Annotated in this window: 26 protein-coding genes and 1 pseudogene; all 27 read left to right on the forward strand. The window is 46.5% G+C overall.

The window, feature by feature from the left end:
- The first annotated feature begins 27 nt into the window (after positions 1-27).
- Positions 28-513 (forward strand): hypothetical protein, encoded by a 486-nt coding sequence (locus U8T64_RS11370; RefSeq protein WP_213540074.1) that lies wholly within the window; start codon positions 28-30, stop codon positions 511-513.
- Between the two features lie 87 nt (positions 514-600).
- A complete protein-coding gene (locus tag U8T64_RS11375) occupies positions 601-1,014 on the forward strand; it encodes a DUF3788 domain-containing protein (protein ID WP_213540073.1) in 414 nt (137 codons plus the stop codon).
- Between the two features lie 86 nt (positions 1,015-1,100).
- Entirely contained in the window at positions 1,101-1,853 is a 753-nt protein-coding gene (locus tag U8T64_RS11380) for an inositol monophosphatase family protein (protein WP_213540072.1), read from the forward strand.
- Between the two features lie 250 nt (positions 1,854-2,103).
- On the forward strand, positions 2,104-2,661 hold the full coding sequence (locus tag U8T64_RS11385) for a CD3072 family TudS-related putative desulfidase (RefSeq protein WP_213540071.1): 558 nt from the start codon (positions 2,104-2,106) through the stop codon (positions 2,659-2,661).
- Positions 2,662-2,696: 35 nt separating this feature from the next.
- Positions 2,697-3,113 carry a pyridoxamine 5'-phosphate oxidase family protein gene (locus U8T64_RS11390; RefSeq protein ID WP_213540070.1) on the forward strand — a complete coding sequence of 139 codons (417 nt, stop codon included), beginning with the start codon at positions 2,697-2,699 and terminating at the stop codon, positions 3,111-3,113.
- An 84-nt stretch (positions 3,114-3,197) separates the two neighbouring features.
- Positions 3,198-3,749, forward strand: coding sequence for a DUF3795 domain-containing protein (locus U8T64_RS11395; RefSeq protein ID WP_213540069.1), 552 nt, complete (start codon positions 3,198-3,200; stop codon positions 3,747-3,749).
- Positions 3,750-4,020: 271 nt separating this feature from the next.
- Positions 4,021-4,665, forward strand: coding sequence for a TetR/AcrR family transcriptional regulator (locus U8T64_RS11400; RefSeq protein WP_213540068.1), 645 nt, complete (start codon positions 4,021-4,023; stop codon positions 4,663-4,665).
- Between the two features lie 110 nt (positions 4,666-4,775).
- A pseudogene (locus U8T64_RS13930) lies at positions 4,776-4,889 on the forward strand (cysteine-rich KTR domain-containing protein); the annotation flags it as partial.
- Positions 4,890-5,059: 170 nt separating this feature from the next.
- Positions 5,060-5,485 (forward strand): RNHCP domain-containing protein, encoded by a 426-nt coding sequence (locus U8T64_RS11410; RefSeq protein WP_213540067.1) that lies wholly within the window; start codon positions 5,060-5,062, stop codon positions 5,483-5,485.
- A gap of 163 nt (positions 5,486-5,648) precedes the next feature.
- Positions 5,649-5,813, forward strand: coding sequence for a DUF3789 domain-containing protein (locus U8T64_RS11415; protein WP_213540066.1), 165 nt, complete (start codon positions 5,649-5,651; stop codon positions 5,811-5,813).
- The gene (locus U8T64_RS11420) at positions 5,782-6,675 is read left to right on the forward strand and encodes an LPD28 domain-containing protein (protein ID WP_213540065.1); all 894 of its coding nucleotides are present in this window, start codon (positions 5,782-5,784) and stop codon (positions 6,673-6,675) included. The genes U8T64_RS11415 and U8T64_RS11420 overlap by 32 nt, the downstream gene beginning before the upstream one ends.
- A gap of 18 nt (positions 6,676-6,693) precedes the next feature.
- Positions 6,694-8,802, forward strand: coding sequence for a DNA topoisomerase 3 (locus U8T64_RS11425; RefSeq protein WP_213540064.1), 2,109 nt, complete (start codon positions 6,694-6,696; stop codon positions 8,800-8,802).
- Complete coding sequence (locus U8T64_RS11430; RefSeq protein WP_213540063.1) at positions 8,799-9,176, forward strand: cysteine-rich VLP protein; 378 nt, start codon at positions 8,799-8,801, stop codon at positions 9,174-9,176. The genes U8T64_RS11425 and U8T64_RS11430 overlap by 4 nt, the downstream gene beginning before the upstream one ends.
- A gap of 240 nt (positions 9,177-9,416) precedes the next feature.
- Entirely contained in the window at positions 9,417-9,941 is a 525-nt protein-coding gene (locus U8T64_RS11435) for a hypothetical protein (RefSeq protein ID WP_322183607.1), read from the forward strand.
- Between the two features lie 11 nt (positions 9,942-9,952).
- Positions 9,953-10,591: a hypothetical protein gene (locus tag U8T64_RS11440; protein WP_322183609.1), complete on the forward strand. Its 639-nt coding sequence runs from the start codon at positions 9,953-9,955 to the stop codon at positions 10,589-10,591.
- 11 nt (positions 10,592-10,602) lie between these two features.
- Complete coding sequence (locus U8T64_RS11445) at positions 10,603-11,541, forward strand: DUF4316 domain-containing protein (RefSeq protein ID WP_322183611.1); 939 nt, start codon at positions 10,603-10,605, stop codon at positions 11,539-11,541.
- Complete coding sequence (locus tag U8T64_RS11450) at positions 11,541-12,248, forward strand: hypothetical protein (RefSeq protein WP_322183613.1); 708 nt, start codon at positions 11,541-11,543, stop codon at positions 12,246-12,248. Before U8T64_RS11445 ends, U8T64_RS11450 begins: the two co-directional genes overlap by 1 nt.
- A complete protein-coding gene (locus U8T64_RS11455) occupies positions 12,245-12,589 on the forward strand; it encodes a plasmid mobilization protein (protein ID WP_322183615.1) in 345 nt (114 codons plus the stop codon). Before U8T64_RS11450 ends, U8T64_RS11455 begins: the two co-directional genes overlap by 4 nt.
- 88 nt (positions 12,590-12,677) lie before the next feature.
- The gene (locus tag U8T64_RS11460) at positions 12,678-12,968 is read left to right on the forward strand and encodes a CD1845 family protein (protein ID WP_322183617.1); all 291 of its coding nucleotides are present in this window, start codon (positions 12,678-12,680) and stop codon (positions 12,966-12,968) included.
- 90 nt (positions 12,969-13,058) lie between these two features.
- Positions 13,059-13,571 carry a DUF3849 domain-containing protein gene (locus U8T64_RS11465; protein ID WP_322183619.1) on the forward strand — a complete coding sequence of 171 codons (513 nt, stop codon included), beginning with the start codon at positions 13,059-13,061 and terminating at the stop codon, positions 13,569-13,571.
- A 32-nt stretch (positions 13,572-13,603) separates the two neighbouring features.
- Complete coding sequence (locus tag U8T64_RS11470) at positions 13,604-15,004, forward strand: relaxase/mobilization nuclease domain-containing protein (RefSeq protein ID WP_322183621.1); 1,401 nt, start codon at positions 13,604-13,606, stop codon at positions 15,002-15,004.
- Between the two features lie 108 nt (positions 15,005-15,112).
- Complete coding sequence (locus U8T64_RS11475) at positions 15,113-15,814, forward strand: lantibiotic protection ABC transporter ATP-binding protein (protein WP_322183623.1); 702 nt, start codon at positions 15,113-15,115, stop codon at positions 15,812-15,814.
- A gap of 3 nt (positions 15,815-15,817) precedes the next feature.
- A complete protein-coding gene (locus tag U8T64_RS11480; protein WP_322183625.1) occupies positions 15,818-16,537 on the forward strand; it encodes a lantibiotic immunity ABC transporter MutE/EpiE family permease subunit in 720 nt (239 codons plus the stop codon).
- A 4-nt stretch (positions 16,538-16,541) separates the two neighbouring features.
- Positions 16,542-17,273, forward strand: a complete 732-nt coding sequence (locus U8T64_RS11485) for a lantibiotic immunity ABC transporter MutG family permease subunit (RefSeq protein WP_029471090.1) — start codon at positions 16,542-16,544, stop codon at positions 17,271-17,273.
- Positions 17,266-18,081, forward strand: a complete 816-nt coding sequence (locus U8T64_RS11490) for a NisI/SpaI family lantibiotic immunity lipoprotein (RefSeq protein WP_029471091.1) — start codon at positions 17,266-17,268, stop codon at positions 18,079-18,081. The genes U8T64_RS11485 and U8T64_RS11490 overlap by 8 nt, the downstream gene beginning before the upstream one ends.
- Positions 18,082-18,142: 61 nt before the next feature.
- Positions 18,143-18,802 carry a response regulator transcription factor gene (locus tag U8T64_RS11495; protein ID WP_029471092.1) on the forward strand — a complete coding sequence of 220 codons (660 nt, stop codon included), beginning with the start codon at positions 18,143-18,145 and terminating at the stop codon, positions 18,800-18,802.
- Complete coding sequence (locus U8T64_RS11500) at positions 18,793-20,157, forward strand: sensor histidine kinase (RefSeq protein WP_322183628.1); 1,365 nt, start codon at positions 18,793-18,795, stop codon at positions 20,155-20,157. The genes U8T64_RS11495 and U8T64_RS11500 overlap by 10 nt, the downstream gene beginning before the upstream one ends.
- The last annotated feature ends 348 nt before the right edge of the window (positions 20,158-20,505 follow it).

The raw sequence follows: 20,505 nt of genomic DNA on the forward strand, positions 1-20,505 counted from the left end.
ATTAGAATTTTATGGAGGGAAAAGGTAATGGCAAAAGAAAAGGGTTCGTTCAAAGAGTTTCTATCGGCAGTTGCACCAGAATATCAATCATTTGTCGAGAAACTTAATAACAAACTTATTGAACAAGGCTGTGACCTTGTAATCAAGGAAGCAAAGAGCGGTTATGCTGCTTCATACCAACTAGAGAAGAAAACTGTAATGAATTGGGTGTTTCGGAAGTCGGGGGTTTTTGCACGTATTTACGGAGACAATGCTGGCAAGTATGAGGATATGATCGCTTCTCTGCCTGCTGAAATGCAAAAGAAAATGACTACTTCTCGTGACTGTAAGAGACTTATTGACCCTACTGCTTGTAGCGATACCTGTGTTAAAGGTTTTGTTTATACATTAAATGGCGATACACATAAAAAATGCCGTAATGACGGAATGTTCTTCCTACTGACAAACGAAACAGCGGAGCATATAGCTAGGTTGGTCTGTGCAGAGGTTACTGTGCGTAAGTCGGCTTCATAGCGACAGAATAGTTAAGTTCGATAAATTCCTGTTTATCAGAGAGTAACGCAACAGAAAAATAAATGGAAATTTATGGAGGGGGATACGATGCTTGAAAATATACCATCTCATTCAACTATGACGGAATTGCTTGGACAATCCTTGCTTGAAGTTTGGCAAGCATTATGTTTGGCTATTGATAAAAAATACGATATGGATCGAGTATGGAATACTGGTGGTAAGCAATGGGATTACGAGTATAAATATCGCAGAGGCGGTAAAACACTTTGCTGCCTATACGCTAAAAGTAATTGCATTGGATTCATGATTATCTTTGGAAAAGATGAAAGAATAAAATTTGAAGATATAAGGGGTACTCTTTCTGACGCCGTTTGCAGGCAATATGATGAGGCAAAAACCTATCGTGACGGAAAATGGGTCATGTTTGAACCGACCAATACGGCTGATTTTGATGATTACATGAAATTGCTGACTATCAAAAGAAAACCGAATCGGAAATAACAATTCCCATTTGCCGAGTTCCTTCAAACCTCATTTTCGTAGCAGTGTTTTGTAGTCAGATGACTGCGCCAATGGAGGAAATGTATATGGATATTCAGGAAATTATCAGTTTAGTAACAAAAACGCAGGGGCTAATAAAAAACCGTGAAATGGCTTCTCATGTGAAAGAGAAAGGTCTTGCGGACTATGTAACGCAGGTAGATATTGCTGTGCAAAATTTCTTAAAAAAGGAGCTGTTTGCCCTTGCACCGGATATTCAGCTTCTTGGAGAAGAAACCGGTTTGCAGGAAATGAAAGCGGAGAGCTTTTGGATTTTAGACCCGGTTGACGGGACTACAAACCTTATGCACGATTATCAGCACAGTGTTGTATCTTTAGCCCTTTGCCGCCAAGGGGAAATTGTTATCGGGATCGTGTATGATCCCTTCCATGAAGAAGTGTTTTCAGCGATTAAAGGCAAGGGGAGCTTCCTAAATGGACAGCCCATACATGTATCAAACGCAGAAAAACTATCCGACACGATAATTGGGCTGGGAACAGCAAAAAGAGAGCTGGCGGATGAACACTTTGCCCGGTTCCGCAGAGTGTTCGGCCAATGTCAGGATGTCCGCAGGATTGGGTCTGCCGCTCTGGAACTGGCATATACCGCCTGTGGCAGACAGGGAGGCTATTTCGAGATTTACCTGAATCCCTGGGACTATGCTGCCGGTATGCTGTTGATTCAGGAGGCAGGAGGTAAAATAACTGATTTTACGGGGAATCTGCTTGATCCGAGGAAAGGCAGCAGCGTAGCAGGAACAAACGGATATATACATACAGAACTGCTAAAGTTGATATAAAGGGTAACAAATCAGTACTCGGAGGAAAAGTATATGAAAATATTTATAGGGTAAAGCGGAATACTGCTGGTTGTCATATGAACCTAAGAACGAAATTGCCAGTCAATTATACCGTTCGTTTGGATTTGTTAAAACCGGAGAAATGTACGAAGAAGAGCTGATTGCAATTCTGAAATTATAAAGACAACTTACAGTTTATCAGAGAGTAACACAACAAAAAACAAATTCGAGCTTAAAAAGAGGAAAATTTATGTTTGAGGACGGTCGAAGCAAAAAAGTTATTTTTATAGCGCATTGTATATTAAATCAAAATTCAATATCTGATGGAACAGCCGTTTTTCCAGCAACTTTTAAGGATGTAATAAAAATTCTTCTTGATGCTGATATTGGTATTGTCCAAATGCCATGTCCTGAACTTTGCTGTTTAGGGCTTAATAGAGGAAATAACGATGGGGCAGATGTTCCTGTCGTTATTGAAAATACCCGTATTCGTAAGGAAATGCAAAAAGCGGAATCATACAAAATGCTAATGGTTCAGGTTGAATATGTGATGAAACAGATAACAGAATACAATGCCTACGGCTTCGAGATAATCGGGATTATTGGTGCAAATCGTTCGCCAAACTGCGGTGTGGAAACCACATCAGATTTTAACAAAGAGATAAACGGTAAAGGTATTTTTATGAGCGAACTTAGCAATAGAATAAATGCGGAAAACTTGAATATTCCTATGCTGGGTATCAAAGGCACTGATAATGTTCTTGAGCAAGTAAAGTCTATCATTCCAGTCTGTCAGAACTTTGAATAGATCTGGAAAATGTAATTTGAAGGGAGAATAATTCAATGAAAGAATTTAGTCGAGAAGCCGAACAGATCATGAATGAACGCTTTGGAAAAGACGCAATTATAGCATTGGCAACAACAGAAAATAAAACGCCTTATGTGCGATATGTAAATGCCTATTACGAAGATGGTGCATTTTATATCATTACCCATGCCCTCTCAAATAAAATGAAACATATAAAAGATAACTCTGTTGTTGCAATCGCCGGCGAATGGTTTACAGCGCACGGGAAAGGTGTTAGCCTGGGTTATTTCAGAAAAAAAGAGAATTGTGTGATTGCTGAAAAGCTGAAAAAGGTCTTTGCAGAATGGATCGATAACGGCCATACTGATTTTGACGATGAAAACACTATCATTCTGCGTGTGGAATTAACAGATGGCTTGTTGCTCTCGCATGGTACAAGATATGAGTTTTAAGTTTTCAAATTTTCTACTTTGCTATGTCAAGTATTATCAGAGCTTGTCTTGAATATTTGCAGGCAGGCTGTTTAAGGAGGTTCCATGAAAGGATTTAACCGACCAAATCAATTATTTTCCCTCTGCGGTTTGAATTGCGGGCTTTGCCCCATGTTCTTGAATAAAAACTGCCCCGGCTGCGGCGGCGGTGAGGGGAACCAATCCTGCAAAATCGCAAGGTGCAGCATGGAACATGGCGGTGTTGAATATTGTTTCCAATGCAGTGAATACCCTTGCGAAAAATACGATCATATTGACGACTTTGATTCCTTTATAACACATCGAAACCGAAAATCTGATATGGAAAAGGCCAAACGATTCGGGATAGATGCTTATAATGCAGAGCAGGCGGAAAAAGCAAAAATCCTGGAGGTTTTCTTGTTGGGCTATAATGATGGCCGCAAAAAGACACTCTTTTGTGTAGCCGTCAACCTTTTAGAACTGCAAGACCTACAAACGGTACTCAGGGAAATTGAACGTAAACCTGATATGGAAACACTGACGCTCAAAGAAAAAAGCGCCTTTGTTGCTGGATTACTGCAAGATGCAGCGGCAACGAAAAATATCGATTTAAAGCTTCATAAGAAAAAGGGATAATTTGAATATACTATGATTTTTACACATGAATCATTGCTTATAGATCATCTAATCTTCCCTTCTCTCAATTAAATATTTTTGAAACTGCGCCACATATTTTCAGTGGTGCTTTTTCTCTGTAATAAAACGCAAAGGTATTGGAAGCCTTTGCTTTTTTTAATCCAATAAAAGTTATTTTACAAATAAATCGTTCAAACACACTTGACAAATAAACGCTCGTTTACTATAATGCAGATATGTAAACGATCGTTTACTTGCAGGAGGTGTGAAAATGGCTAATACAAAAGAAAATATTTTAGTAACCGCTCTTAGACTGTTCGCCCAAGATGGCTATGAAGCAGTTTCTGTGAGTAAGATTGCGGGAGAATTGGGCATGACAAAAGGCGCACTATATAGACACTATAAAAATAAGCGCGATATTTTCGATAAGATTTTTGAACATATATGCCAATTAGACATTGAACGATCTAAAAAAGCAGGCATTCCAGAAAAAGAATTTGATGGAACCACAGAACTTTTTAGGAATACTTCAATACAAAGCGTTAAGGCATATATGGAGTCTCAATTTCATTATTGGACAGAGGATGAAATTGCTTGCAATTTTCGCAAAATGTTGACATTGGAACAGTACAGAAATTCCGAAATGACAAGCCTTTATCAAAAAGTTTTGGGAAATGGCCCTGTCAGTTTTATCGAGGATTTATTTCGTGAAATGATGGAACAAGGAGTTTGGTGCAAAGGTGAGCCAAAGCAAATGGCGGTTGAATTTTATGCTCCCTTTTATCTGTTATTAACTATTTCAGATGCAGCACATGATAAGGAAGAAAGAGAAAAAATTGAAAATCTCTTTACAGAGCATATGGATCGTTTCATAGAAAAATATGCAATAACGGACGGCTATGCTGAAAAAGGCTAATTGTTGAATTAACAGATAACGTAAAGTAGGAATGTGAGCATATGGAATTTGAATGGGTTTTGTGCCCTGTTTGCAAAAACAAGACACTCTTGAAATAGAGAGAAGATACATTTTTAAGAAACTACCCTTTGTTCTGTCCAAAGTGTAAACAAGAACGAATTATTTCAGCGGAAAACTTAAAGATAGTCGTTATTGAGGAAACATCTGGTTTTCCGAAAATATAATAATTTACAAAGTCCAACGAAAGTTGTGCTTATAAAAACAGGAGGATTTTTATGTATAAGAAATATTTATTATCGGAGATTGTTTGCTAACCGGGAGGTTTGCGTAAAATCAATCTCTACCAAACCTCCCAAAAGGGCAATTACCAAGACTTTTAGGAGGATCAATTTTCATGAATAGAGAAAACAAACGGAAACAATATGAAAAAGGGTATTATCGTACTCATGCTTGTAATGACAGTTTTACCTGCAAAGTTTGTGGCAGGCTTGTTGTGCCAGCAGGTGCCGGAAGTGATCACCGCAATCATTGTCCAAACTGTTTGCACAGTCTCCATGTGGATATAGAAACTGGCGACCGTGAGTCTGATTGCGGTGGTATTATGGAGCCGATAGCGGTATGGGTACGTAAAAATGGTGAATGGGCAATTATCCACCGTTGCCGTAGATGTGGACAACTTTCATCTAACCGAATAGCAGCCGATGACAATCCCATGAAACTAATGTCAATCGCCATGAAACCCGTAGCACTTCCACCATTCCCGCTTGAAAAAATTGAAGAAATGACAGATTTAATGGCTGGAGATGGAAAGTTAAAGTAAATATAAAACTATACAGAGCAAGACGCAGAGCCAATAACACGCAAATTAAAATGCGGTTATCGGCTCTTTTTCTTGGGAAAGAAATGGCAACCGCTAGGGCGGTATTGCCGTGTCAGATTTTATCTTTGCTATATAAGCTAAATTCAAAAAGGAGGCGATTTTTATGTGGAATCTTATAGCACACTTTCTGACCTTTACTTGCGGTATGTCTGCCGGCGTTGTACTGATGTGTATTTTGCAGGCTGGAAAGCGAGCGGACGAAGAATTTGAACAAATGCAAAGGAGGAATCGTGTAAATGAGCATGGATGCGACGAAGGAACAATTTGAACATGTGGAGCTGTTTGGAAAACCGGCTCTGTTTACAAATTCGCGGATGGATGTGAGTACAGTGCCGCTGGGCTTTTACTGCTATAACCTGCGGGGTTCGGACAATGATCCCGGCAGGCCGGTAACATTGGAGTTGTATGTAGGTGTCAACCATGCGGGTACTGTCCTGACTCCTGAACCGGTCAAGATTCCAAAGAGCGGTTATAAGCGTCTGCGGGATGGATTGAATTTCCTGGGCGACGAAATCAGCTTGAAAGAATTCTGTGCGGAATACAAACTTCAATACTGTCCCCGCTTTGAGATACGTCCTGCTTCCAATGATGAGGCAGGCATTTTTTATGCACAGACGCCAGATCAAGATAAACAGATGGGCGCCATCGGTCATGTCCGCATTGACTTTGGAGCAGGCGGTAAGGAATTTTGGCATACCTGGCACCCGCGCGGGGAAGAAAGTCTGAACAGCGCCGCTTTTAAAAAAGAATTAGGCCAAGTGGTCGATCAGCTTAGAGACAGTGTTTTGAAGGACTTAAATTCCATGAGCCGCTTCTGCTACAGCCACGGCGGGGCAATCGAAGGCGGCTGGCGGCAGAATTATGGATATGTAGTGGAGACAGAGAATTACCGCTACTGTCTGCGCTGCTCCCCCGGACAAGGCGATTACCATGCCTATCTTACCTGCTTTGACCGAAACATCCAGCGGGCAAATCTGGTAAAGGAAACCACCGCAGCCCTCAGTGGGTGCGCTGACAGCCAGAAAAAAGGCGTGGTGGAGCAGCTTTCCAGCCACCGACAGCAGATACAGGAAAAAGACACTATGAAACCCAAAACAAAGCAAATAGGCCGGAATAAACCGGAACTATAAGAAATGGAGGTTACAGGAATGAAATTAGTAATTGCGGAAAAGCCCTCTGTCGCCATGTCGCTGGCGGCGGTTCTGGGTGCGAATGAGAAAAAAGACGGCTACATGGAGGGCGGCGGTTATCTGGTAAGCTGGTGCGTGGGGCACCTTCTGGAACTGGCACAGCCGGAGGCCTACGGGGAACAGTACGCCAGATGGCGTTATGGCGATCTGCCGATCCTGCCGGAAGAATGGAAATACGAAGTGCCGAAGGATAAGAAAAAGCAGCTTGACCTCTTATGCCGGCTGATGAAAGACAAACGGGTGGAATCGGTTGTATGCGCTACGGATGCCGGGCGTGAGGGCGAGCTGATCTTCCGTCTGGTCTATGAGTATGCCGGATGCAGCAAGCCGATGGAACGCCTCTGGATTTCCAGTATGGAGGACGCAGCGATCCGTGATGGGTTTGAACACCTGCGTCCTGGCAGCGATTACGATAAACTCTATGACGCGGCGGTCTGCCGAGCCGGTGCTGACTGGCTGATCGGCATTAACGCCACCCGGCTTTTCTCTGTCTTGTATGGCGTCACGCTCAATGTGGGGCGCGTCATGTCACCCACGCTGGCCCTTCTGGTACAGCGGGAGGCGGATATTCAAGCATTTACGAGCAAGCCCTTTTATGTGCCGGAGATCACCTGCGGCGGCTTTGTTTCCTCCGGCGAAAAGCTGCCGGATAAGGCCGGAGCTGAAAAAATCTTTATGGATTGTGACGGGCAGGCTGCTTCGGTGCTGTCCGTGGAGAAACAGGTCAAGACAGTACAGCCGCCCCGCCTATACGATCTGACAACCTTACAGCGGGAATGCAACCGTATCTATGGGTATACAGCTCAACAGACCCTTGACTATGTACAATCCCTCTATGAGAAAAAGCTGGCGACCTATCCCCGGACGGACAGCCAATATTTAACCGAGGATATGCAGGCAACCGCTACCTCCCTGATTCTCTGGCTGCGGGACAATATGCCTTTTGGAAAGGGCTGCGCCGGGGAACCGGATATTGACCGCATAACGGACGGCAGCAAAGTCACCGACCATCACGCTATTATTCCTACGGTGGAGATTGCCCGGGCGGATTTATCGGAGCTTCCTTCCGGGGAGCGGGATGTACTGACACTGATCGCTGCAAGGCTGCTTTCTGCCACGGCCCAGGCCCACCGGTTTGAGGCGGTAACGGCAGTTTTGGACTGCCAGGGCAATTCCTTCACGGCAAAAGGAAAAACCGTATTACAGGCCGGATGGAAGGAAGTGGAACGTCTCTACCGAATGGGATTAGAAGAATCCAAGCCGGAGGATAACGAGAATACGGATGTCTCCCTTCCCATGCTGCAGGAAGGACAGTTATTTGAAATGGTCTCTGCCAGCGTCCGGGAGGGCAAAACTTCCCCGCCGAAGCACTATACGGAGGATTCCCTTTTGGCGGCTATGGAGACCGCTGGCGCCGAGGACATGCCGGAGGACGCCGAGCGCAAGGGATTAGGCACCCCGGCCACCCGTGCGGCTACTTTGGAGAAACTGGTCTCTGCCGGATTTGTGCAGCGGAAGAAAAAGCAGCTTATCCCCACGGAAAAAGGTACGAACCTGATTCTGGTCCTGCCGGATAACATTAAATCGCCCATGCTCACCGCGGAATGGGAATCCATATTAAAGCAGGTGGAGCGCGGCGAAGTTCCGGCAAAAGATTTCATGGATGGGATCGCAGATATGAGCCGGGCGCTTGTCAAGGCCCATACCGCCCCGGAGGAATGTTTTGCCGGTCTGTTCCCAGATGCAAAGAAAAATGGGCGTGAGGCTGTCGGCACCTGCCCCCGCTGCGGCGGAACCGTATATGAGGGCAAAAAAGGGTTTTTCTGCGACAACCAAAGCTGTTCCTTTGCCCTCTGGAAAGATAATAAGTTCTTTTCCGGAAAGAAAAAATCCATAACAAAGTCTGTTGCGGCGGCCCTTCTGAAAGAGGGCCGCGTTTCTATGTCCGGGCTTTACAGCGAAAAGACGGGAAAAAACTATGACGCGGTGGTGCTGCTGGATGATACAGGCGGCAAATATGTAAATTTCAAGCTGGAATTTCCGGCTAAGAAAGGCAGGAGGAAATGAACGGGCCTCCCTTACGGGAATTAACCAGGCAGGAACGGGCGGCAATCCGAAGGCTGGTGACAGACCTTTGCGCCAACTTTGACAATCAGGAAAAGCTCTGCCTCCCCTTAGACTGCCCCTGTTACATGCTGCATAAATGGTGGACCGGCTCTTTCTGCCGGTACTTTCAAGAGGCGGTGCTGCCGGTGGACCCGGCACTGGAATCTGCCATTACAGGTGAGGACACTTCCCTGAAACAGAAAACTTGCCCGGTCTGCGGCAGGGCATATCTTCCCACCACCAGCCAGGCGTATTGTTCTGATTCCTGCCGTGCTTTCGCAAGACGGAAATCCGAGCGGGAGCGCAAACGCAGGGAACGGCTGAATAAGAGGTGATGTGTCCGCAACTTAACCAAAAAGAGGCTTGATTATTAAGGCTTTCAGGCTCCGGTTTGAGGGGGATCTATATTAGAATACTCCCAGCCTCCAAAATGAAGTTAAGTTGCGGACAAAGGCGCTTTGAGGGCGCTTATTTTTTGCTTTCTCAGGGATGACGCCAAACCTAACGATCTGGCAGATCGTTCCCTTCGGGAACGGCTGCGCGGCGTTGCCGCTATCAGAAAACAGTCAGGAGGGATGCTTATAGAAAAAATACCGATCACGGCGGATATTATGCGGATCGATACAAAGACGCAGGCCATTGACATGCAACAGATCAATAACCGGCGCTTTCTGTATAATCCCATAACCGCCGTTCTTGTGCTGGGACGGCAGTATGGAAAAGCCAAAGGTTTACCGGCCAGCCATGCCGAGGAACTGGCCGACGCCGGGATCACAAAAGGCTATGACGATTTTGTCCGGGGCTGGATCGGCACTGGCGGGGGCTACCCCAAAGGGGTGATCCACTTTGCCCCCTGTGTAGATAAGAGAAATATCACGCTGTTTGACCGGGCTTTTGACACACTGAAAATGTTTCAGGAAAACGGTGCGCTGGCGGGCACGGTGGTCCGTGGATTCGGGGAACGCTGGGAGCAGCCGTTATCCGATATTTTTACGGATATGCGGGAACCGGAGCAGAAACCCTCTGTCCGCAGGCAGCTAAAGAAACAGCCGGAGGCAAAAGCCACCCGGCAGAAAATGAATCATCAACAGGAACGATAGGAGGCGATTTTTTGAATATCAATACGATCACAACCGATGACCTGCGGCACATGGAGGGCAAAGACGGCCTGATCCTGCAGGGCTGCGGCGGGGATTTGAAGGAATGGGTGGACGGGATCAATGAGATGTTCACCGAAACGGGGATTTTGAAGGACGGCAGCAGATTTGAGGATGTTTCCACTTTCCAGTATGGGGAGCTCACCTGTCTGCTCTATCCTTTCGAGGATGTGAAGCTGGACATTGGGAAACTTGCCATGTGGCGTTTGCAGACCCATGAGAATTTCGGCGGCACATGGCTGTCCGATTTTGTACCGAACCGTTTAGGCGGCTTTATCGGGGAGCCTTCGCCGGAGCCGGAAAAACCAGATTGCGCACTGATCGGCCAGGACGGCAACATCTTCAATCTGGTAGGCATTGCTGCCCGTACCCTGCGGGAGCATGACCTGAAGGACCAGGCAAAGGAAATGAAGGACCGGGTGTTTGCCTGCGGCAGTTACGGGGAGGCGCTTTGTATCATTGGCGAGTATGTCAATATCACGGATTCCGAAGCGGAGCCGGAGCACAGACCTTCCCTCCGGCAGCAGATAAAAGACGCAAAGCACACGGAGACGCCCCAAAAGCAGAAACCATCAAAACAGCAGGAACGATAAGGAGGATCAGAATGGGAAACGAAACAACCTACGGTGTATGGGCGGTGCGCAGCGGCGCTTCCATCTTCGGCCATGCCGAGGCGTGGTGCAAGGAGGACGGAAAGCCTTTGGAATTTGACTCCCGCGAGGCTGCGGAGGCATACGCCAGGGAAATGAACAGCAAAACCACCGCCAATGTCCATTATTACGCACAGGAGAAAGAACCGGAGCCGGGCGCCGTCAGAAAGGCTTCCGCACAGGCGCAGCCAGATTTGGATGCCCGCGCCCATGAGGAAGTGATGCCGAGAAATGACGCGGCAGAAAAGCAGAACGAGATTCCCGGCAGACAGATCATGCCGGAGGCGGACCCATTGGTGGAAATCCGCTCTGCGGTCCACAGCAACTATGCGGGCATGGTCGCCATGCTGGGCGCGGATAACCGGGTGTACCTGGGGCGTGAGGAACGCTGCCACTATCAGGATATGCAGGCGTCTTATTATGACAATCAGGACGGCTCCCTGTGCTTTGTCTGCGACCAGCCGGATATGTACTATTTCCTCTATGGGGAGGGCTGGGCGCATACCCAGGGGGAAATGCTGGATCGCGGCCTTACCCTGCGCCAGTATGAGGAATTTGCAAGGCTTCGGGACGGCGTGCTCTCACTGTTCACACCGAGCCGGGAAATCCTGTTCGCCGGACAGCCCTTCCAGGCGCCGGAGAACTATCTGCGTAATGCAGAGCTTTACGAGGAAGGCCAAACCGGAAACTATAATATGCTGGATGGCAGGCTCAACAATGAGCCGCCTGTGCGCCCTGACCTGACAGACGGGCAGACGTATGAGGAAATCCAGGAGCTTGCCCCGGAGACGTTGCCGGAGGAAAAAACCTCTCTTATGGAAAAGCTGAAAGCAGACCGCCCGGAACATGAGGCCAGGCAGATTGTCCCTCCTGCGCCGGAAAGGGAACGCTGATGGGCGCGGTAAGGTTCGAGGGTGTGGATATACTGAACAGCCTGGAGCAGATCATGGAGCTGCACACGCAGCATTATAAGGATGATTTTGACCTGGATAAAGAGCTGATTCCAAAGCTGGCCGTATCGGGAGAACCGGAGGACCGGCACCTTCTCTGGCTGTCGCGGCCCTGCGGCACCTATACCCTGCGGGAATGGGAGGTCTATCTGGAAGACAGCCATGCAAATAAAGTGTGGAAGTTCTACCATGAGCAGACGAAAGACCCGGTTCTTGCCTATGCCCTCTCTATCAAAGATGTGCAGGATGGAAAAGTGATCGGCAATATTTATCCGCTGGATTATGGGGCGCATGTGGAGCGGGTAAAGCTGCTGACCTGCCCCATTGGAAAAGTAGCCGTTTTGTTTGAGGACGGGGCCAATATTACAATCCCTTATCAGAACCAGAGGCAGCTTATGAATGAGCTGATGTCGGTACATGGAAGTCCAAAAACGATGACCGAGCTGCCGGAGAACGAGCGGGAGCTTGCCGTGATTCTGAAACGGGAACGGCTCAAACGCTCTTACCATGCCACAAACGGCGATATAAAAGAGTATATTGACAGTCTGAAAAAAGGTACCCTGCGTGGAAAGCTCAAAGAGTCCCGGACAGCCGCCATTTCCGCTCATAAACCGCCCTTCCCTTCCCCCAAAAAGGAGCCGGAACGATGAAAGCCGGGCATAACAAAAAATCCGTCCGGGTGGAATTCGTTATGTCTAAACAGGAGGCGGAGCTGGTAAAGGGGCGCATGGCGGAGCTCGGCATTACCAACCTCTCCGCGTATCTGCGCAAGATGGCAGTAGACGGTTATATCATCCATCTGGATATGAGCGACATCCAGGAAATGATACGGCTTCTTCGCATCTGCTCCAATAACTTAAACCAGTACGCCAGACGTGCCAATGAGACAGGGAGTATTTACGCCGCCGACGTGGACGATCTGCGCATCCGCCTGGACAGTTTGTGGGATGGCATGGATAAGCTGCTGCGGGGATTTGCGAACATTTCATAAACAGGCACGAAAGCGGTTGCTTTTCTCAGGCTGGCACGATAGAATTTCTATAAGGGCAAAACTGCCCTATTGAAAGGAGGCGGAGCGTATGCGCCTGATTGGTAAATTGCTGGCACTTCCCCTTGTGTTAGTAACGGGGATTCTCTATTTGATGTGTAAATTTCTTGTCGTAATTTCCGGCGCTGTGCTGGGAATTCTATCAGGAATTGTTTTTCTGGCGGCACTGGTGCTGTTTTTCGTTGCCGGATTCTGGCCGGGGCTTTCATGGCTGGTAATTGCATTTCTGATCAGCCCCTATGGTTTGCCAATGGCGGCGGTCTGGCTGGTGGGGATCATCGGCGGCGCAAACAGCGCACTAAAGGATTTCGTATTTGGTTAAATAGTTTCGGCGGGGCGCATTGGCGGCCCCGCCCTTTTTCTATAATTCGGGCTGTCTGTGATGGCAGCTTTTTTGATTGGAGGAATTTCATTGAAAGACACAACATCAATTTATTTTCATTCTGCCACCTATGCACATGAGCATGGGGAGCTGGATCAGTACCGCGTTTCCCACAAAGCAAACATTGCGTGTAAGGAGGCAATCGAACAGGCCATTGCGGACAACTACCGGGATAACCGTTTGGGCTCCGCATGTGTGCAGCAGGTCTTACAGCAATTTGATCCTGACCGGATTTTTTATGTGCTTGCCAACACGGTGCAGCAGAAAGATCACGACGGGCGAATCTCACGGGACAACAAAGCATGGGCGCAGACGATACCGGTCTGTGAGGATAAGGACGGTTTCGGGCATGACAGGAATGTCTATTTTATTGTGGACCGCTGCAATCCCGGACTTACCGACCTGTTCCTTGCGCAGGCAAGGCGGGAGTGTGTGCAGGCTCAGGAGCAGAAACCTTCTGTCCGTGACAGCCTGAATAAAAGCGCCGGGCAGCAGGCGGCGCATAGTGATAAAACGAAAATGAAAAAAGAGCAGGCACGATAACAGAGCCGGTTTTACAGTAAGGGGGTGATGGGATGGCGACCACACGGCTCATGCCGCTGCACGTTGGAAAAGGCCGGGATGTTTCCACGGCCATAGCAGACATCATTGACTATGTGGAGAATCCGCAGAAAACTGATTTTGGGAAATTCATTTATGGTTATGAGTGCGACACCCGGACCGCCGATGCGGAATTTCTTTTATCCAAGCGGCAGTATGCGAACTTGACCGGACGTGACCGGGGCGCGGATGATGTGATTGCCTACCATCTCCGGCAGGCGTTCAAGCCCGGTGAGGTCACGCCGGAAGAAGCGAACCAGATCGGGCGGGAACTGGCATTGAAGCTGACGAAGGGAAACCATGCTTTTGTTGTCTGCACCCATGTGGATAAACACCATGTCCATAACCACATTATCATAAACTCTACAACGCTGGACTGTCAGAAAAAATTCCGCAACTTCTGGGGTTCCACCTGGGCAATCCGGCGCATGAATGACAAGCTGTGCCTGGAGCATGGGCTTTCCATTGTAGAGAATCCGAAACCCAGCCGCGACCATTACGGCACATGGATGGGAAGTCAGAAACAGCCTTCCCACCAGGAACAGCTACGCTGGGCTATTGACGCTGCTCTGGAAGAAAAGCCGAAAGACTTTGAAGAACTTTTGAAGAAGCTGGAGGCGGCTGGGATTGAAGTCAACCAAGAGCGGAAGTACCTCCGTTTTCGCCTGTCACCGGAGGATCGATATACCCGGTGTGATACGCTAAAGGGCGACTATACTGAGCAGGCCATCAAAGAACGGATCGCCGGCACCCGGATGGTGAAGCTGCGCCGTACCTCTCCCCCAAAGCCGGTTTCCAAAGTTGGGCTGCTGGTGGACATTGAGGCGGCGGTCCGCTCCGGCAAGGGTCCAGGGTATGAACGCTGGGCGAAGGTGTTCAACTTAAAACAGCTCTCCCAGGCGGTGATCTGGCTCAAAGAGCATGGCGATATGAGCTATGAGGATTTGCAGAAAAGATCAGACGCCGCTACCGACAGCTTCAATGCGTTGTCGGCACAGATCAAGGAACTGGAATCGCAGATGACCGCCAACGGGGAACTGCAGAAACAGATCGTAAATTATGCCAAGACGCGGGCGGTCTATGTGGAGTACCGGAAAGCCGGGTACAGCAAAAAGTTCCGCGCGGCGCATGAGGCAGAAATCCTTCTGCACCAGGCGGCGAAGAAACACTTTGACGAAGTTGGGATCACAAAGCTGCCCTCAGTCAAATCTCTGCGGGAGGAATACACCGGACTTCTGGAACAGAAACGGAAAGCCTATTCTTCCTATAAACAGGCCAGAGCAGATATGAGGGAGCTGTATAATGTCCGGGCGAATGTGGATTACTTGTTGAATGTATCTACCATTGAGCAGAATCGAGATAAGACACGACAATAATAGTATTCCAAATTCATTTGCGTATTTTAAGAAAAGTAGAAAATCTTTATGGAATCTTCAAAATTGCCCGGTATGCTATCCGTAAAATCAAAGAAAGGACTTGATTATATGGATATGATTTTGAAAACGATTGACCTCTGCAAATCTTTCAGCGGGCAGATGGCCGTAAATAATATATCGCTGAACATTGAAAAAAATTCCGTCTATGGACTATTGGGACCGAACGGAGCTGGAAAGTCTACAACGCTCAAAATGATTACAGGCATTTTAAAACCGAACTCTGGAAGTATAGAGTTTGACGGCCACCTGTGGAAGCGGAATGATCTGGAGCATATCGGCGCGTTGATCGAGATGCCCCCGCTTTACGAAAATCTGACTGCATACGAAAATCTCAAAGTCAGAACTGCATTGCTCGGCCTGGACGATGCACGAATTAACGAGGTATTGCAAATTGTCCAGCTCACAAATACCGGCAAGAAACGGGTCGGGCAGTTTTCTCTTGGCATGAAGCAGCGGCTTGGAATTGCGATTGCATTACTGAATCATCCGAAGCTGCTCATTCTTGACGAGCCTACAAACGGTCTTGACCCAGTGGGAATTGAAGAACTCAGGGAGCTGATCAGTTCCTTCCCCGCAAAAGGCATTACCGTTATTTTGTCCAGTCACATTCTTTCGGAAGTGCAGCAGATAGCCGACCATATTGGCATTATTGCGGGCGGTATTTTAGGATATGAAGGGAAACTGAATGCGAATGAAAATCTGGAACAGCTTTTTATGGACGTTGTAAAGAGTAATCACAGGGAGGGTTAAGGTATGAACTACTTAAAATCAGAACATTTAAAATTCAAACGGTCAATAGCAAACAAACTGATTTTCATCATTCCCTTTCTCACAGCTATCTTTGCATGGCTTATCGGCGGTTTTTATGGTTTCCAGTATATGACTCTTTACTGGTGGTATGCTTTCCTGCTTCCGGGGGCAATCGCAATTTTATGTTCGCTGTCACATCGGAAAGAAGAAAACGCAGGTAAATACTATTCCATATATTCTATGCCTGTGAATCTTTCAGAATTTGAACTGGCAAAGGGGATTATTCTGATTGAAAAGTTACTTATCGCAGGAATATTTTTAGCGGTACTTATCTCTGTCAGCAGTGTTATTTCCCCAGCAACGGCAGTATATTCCGTTCCACAAAGCATAGCGGGCAGTATAGCAATTATCCTTGCATCTGTATGGCAGATTCCGTTGTGTTTATACCTTGCTCGCAAAGCAGGATTGTTTGTACCGATCATAGTAAATACTATACTTGGTATATTTATCCCTATCCTATTGGGAAATACGGCGGTCTGGTGGTTAGTACCTTATTGCTATGCGGCAAAATTGGCAGAGCCTCTTATGGGAATTGAACTCCGGGGAACCTTTGCGGGAAATACTGGATTTTCTATAACTATTCTGATTTCCCTCGTGTTGTCAATATTCCTGTTTTTTGTTTTGTCTTTCGTGGACGCAAAGGATTTTTCAAAAAGGAGGTGACGAAATGGGATTTCTTGGTGCAGTTCATTCCGAACTGGTCAAAACAAAGCATACGCCATTGGGAATTATTCATTTATGTATACCTGTTATGGGAGCGTTGCTGTTTGTTGTTTACTATTTTCTGTATGGCAGCACAGCAGACGGTAAAAAACTAAAAATGATATTAGAACTCACAGCAACGGTTTTTCCTTTGTTGATCAGCGTTATTGTTGGCCTGAATATTACATTAGAAGAAAAGGCTTCCCATTTCCAGCCATTGCTCGCCGTACCAAACCGGCGCAAGATGATACTTGCAAAATTAACTTATCTTTATGGCGCGGGGATCACCTCGTTATCCTGTCTGTTCCTGCTATTCGTATTTGGAATACAATTTTTGGGAATAGCTGATACAGTGCAGCTTGGCACACTAACCAGGGCAGCCGCGGGAATCGCATTCTGTAATTTGATTATCTATGTCCTGCACCTGTTTCTCAGCCTTAAATTTGGCTTGGGTATCTCACTGTTTTGGGGCGTGTTTGAAAGTATGCAGTGTATTTTGTATAGCAATATTGAGCTGAATGGCATAGCGCGGTATATCCCCTTCGCATGGTCTATGAACTGGGTGCGCGATATTTTGAATCATCAGATTTTTGCTCATGGGACAGAATGGGTATGGATTGCTGTACTGACAATAGGCAGCTTACTGGTAACCTTATTATGGTTTTCTCATTGGGAAGGACGGAAAAATTATGAATAAATGTGGAAAAATGATGACGGCATTACTGGTCGCTTTTGTTGTTTGCTTTTCTCTTGCAGGCTGTTCTTTACAGGACAAAATCAAGGAATATTCCAGTAACAAGGAGCAATGCTATCTGGATGCGGAGAATGTGACGCAATTTTCCTATAAGGGAAATGACTATATCATTTTAGAGGACACCGTATTTAACGGCGGGCTTGGGGAATGGGTTGGATATATCCGGCAGCTTACCGCCATAGACGAAGCGGGAAAAGTGTTGCTTCAAGAAAATGTGGAATCTGCCACCTTTCACACGTTGGCAGATTTAGCGGAAAAAGCCCCGGAAGCCGCTTATATTATCCCTTTCTTGAATGTGTATGCAGCTCCCAATGCCGACACCTATCTGATTGTAGATGTAAATGGAGAATACCACAAAGCTATTACACATGAAAAACTGAAAGACACGGATATTGTCTTTGACTTTAAAGAAACGAAACAATCTATAAACGGCAGCTTTGAAGTCAACCCGGCAAATGCTACGCAGCTCCTTTGTGATGGGACGGTCTATCAGGTAACGTCTGACGTGGTATCAAATGATGACTTAGGCAGATATATTGATATTCTCGCAGAAAGCGTTACATTCGATACCGAAACAAAAATCCCTTTTTCAAAGGAGGATTTGAACAAGATTGACTGGAACGGGGAGAATGCCGGGCAGGGGCGGGAGCAATGGTTTTACACAGATGTTTATGAGATTTATGGAACCGATACAACCGAAGCAGTTGCAGTCAAAGTAAATAACAGCTATCATATCGCAAAGCGGCAATGATGGTTTTTCTGCCCTTAAAGATTATGCTATACTGAAAAGAACAACGAAAGGAGGCGACAATATGGCAGCAATCCTTATGGTTGATGATGAACAGTCTATTTTAGAACTTGTCAAAAACGGGCTGCAAAAAGACGGACATCTCGTTACCATCTATACGTCTGCTGCACAGGTGCCACTTGATAAACTGAATAGGTACGACTTGATTATACTGGATATTATGATGCCGGATATAGACGGCTTTTCCTATTGTGATAAAATCCGTTCCCTTGTGGATTGTCCGATTCTCTTTCTAACCGCAAAGACAATGGAAAATGATATTACATTTGGGCTGGGGCTGGGGGCAGATGACTATCTGACAAAACCTTTCCGCATTGCAGAACTCAGGGCACGGGTAAACGCTCACTTACGCCGGGAGCACAGAGAACGGCATACGGCTCTTGCTTTTGACAGGATAAAAATAGATTTATCTGCAAAAGAATTACGGGTAGATAATACGCCTGTTCCCCTGACCAAAAGCGAATACCTGATTTGTGAATACCTTGCCCGGAATAAAGGACAGGTATTTTCAAAGGAACAGATTTACGAAGCGGTTTTTAGCTTAGAGGGCGACAGTGATAATTCCACCATTTCCACTCATATCAAAAATATTCGGGCGAAATTAAGTAAGTGGGATATTCAGCCGATTGTGACAGTCTGGGGGATTGGGTATAAATGGGAATGAAGAAAACAACATCATTGAAAGCGTCTTTCTGGAAATTTTTATGTATGCTGCTTGTGGGACTGTTGGGGGCGGCAGCCGTCCCCTTCGGCCTTATTTTAGCCGGAACAAATATGGGCTTTATTACTTATGCCAATTATATGGAAAGCAGCGCAAAAAACCTCGCCCCGGTTATCGCTGCCACGCCGGATCTGGCAGACGTTCAGCTCCCTATGGGGTGCAGGTATCTGTTGCTGGATAAGAATTATCGGGTAGTAAAAACGTCCTTAGAGGGTGAAGATTTGGACTCGGCTATGGAATATGCCATATCGGGGAAGGCAAATCAAAATCCGGACAAGCAGTACTTATTTGTTACCCGTGAAAACGAATATGTGGTGCTTCAATACTATGTCGGTTCGCAGTTTACCAACGAATGGCTTTATGAGCATTTCCCATCGCCGGAAATCCTGCTGTATATTCTCATTGCCATAAACTGTATAATGGTGTGCATAATCTTAACGGCAAAATTCGCAAAAAATCTACAGGTGCAGCTTTCCCCGCTTTTTGAAGCAACAGAACAGGTTGCACGGCAAAATCTTGATTTTGAAGTGGGACACTCCAAAATCAAAGAATTTGAGGATGTACTTTGTTCTTTTTCCGATATGAAAAACAATCTGAAATCATCTTTAGAAAAACAATGGGACGCAGAGCGATTACAAAGGGAGCAAATCGCGGCGCTTGCTCATGACTTAAAAACACCGTTGACTGTCGTTCAAGGAAATATCGACCTTATAAGTGAAACGGAACTTGACGACGAGCAGCGGTTATATGCTGGGTATATTACAGAAAGCTCCGAACAGATGGGTGTTTATATTAGGACGCTAATAGATATATCCCGGACTGCCTCCGGGTATCAGCTTAATTTAGAAAAATTTGATATGGCTGATTATATGGAGCTGATAGAAGCCCGGGCAAGCTCTATGTGTCTTACGAAAGGAATTTCCTTACACATGGAAACCGGCATAGATTTAGGTGTTTTTAAAGCGGATAAAATGCTGCTGGAACGGGCGATTATGAATGTGATTGCCAATGCGCTAGACTACTCTCCTACAAAAGGAACCATCTATATAGTAACGAAAAAGGCAGACAACTTTCTGCAAATCTCCATAACGGACGAGGGCAGCGGTTTTACCCCGGAAGCCCTGCATCATGCACACGAGCAATTTTTCATGAGTGACCATAGCCGGACTTCTAACCTGCATTTTGGTATGGGACTTTATATTACAAGCTGCATTACCAGGCAGCATAACGGGCAGCTCATATTGGAAAATTCTGATATAACAAACGGCGCACAGGTCATTATAAAAATCCCATATTAGAAAGTAGTGGGCGGTATTGCGGTATCGTCCATTATTGGTTTGAGTTGACTGTGAAAGAATTTGATGCCATCCATCTTCTCATTGCAAATCGAAAACGGGTATTGCTGTCCTTTTATTTGGAGGCGGCAACCTATAATCAAGCGTTCCAACGGAACGCGCAGCCATCACCGCAGGTGATGATCTCAAAAGACTTTGAAGAACTTTTGAAGAAGCTGGAGGCGGCTGGGATTGAAGTCAACCAAGAGCGGAAGTACCTCCGTTTTCGCCTGTCGCCGGAGGATCGATATAGCCGGTGTGACACGCTAAAGGGCGACTATACCGAGCAGGCCATCAAAGAACGGATCGCCG

This window comes from Neglectibacter caecimuris (genome assembly GCF_034335015.1).
GTDB lineage: Bacteria > Bacillota > Clostridia > Oscillospirales > Acutalibacteraceae > Acutalibacter > Acutalibacter caecimuris_A.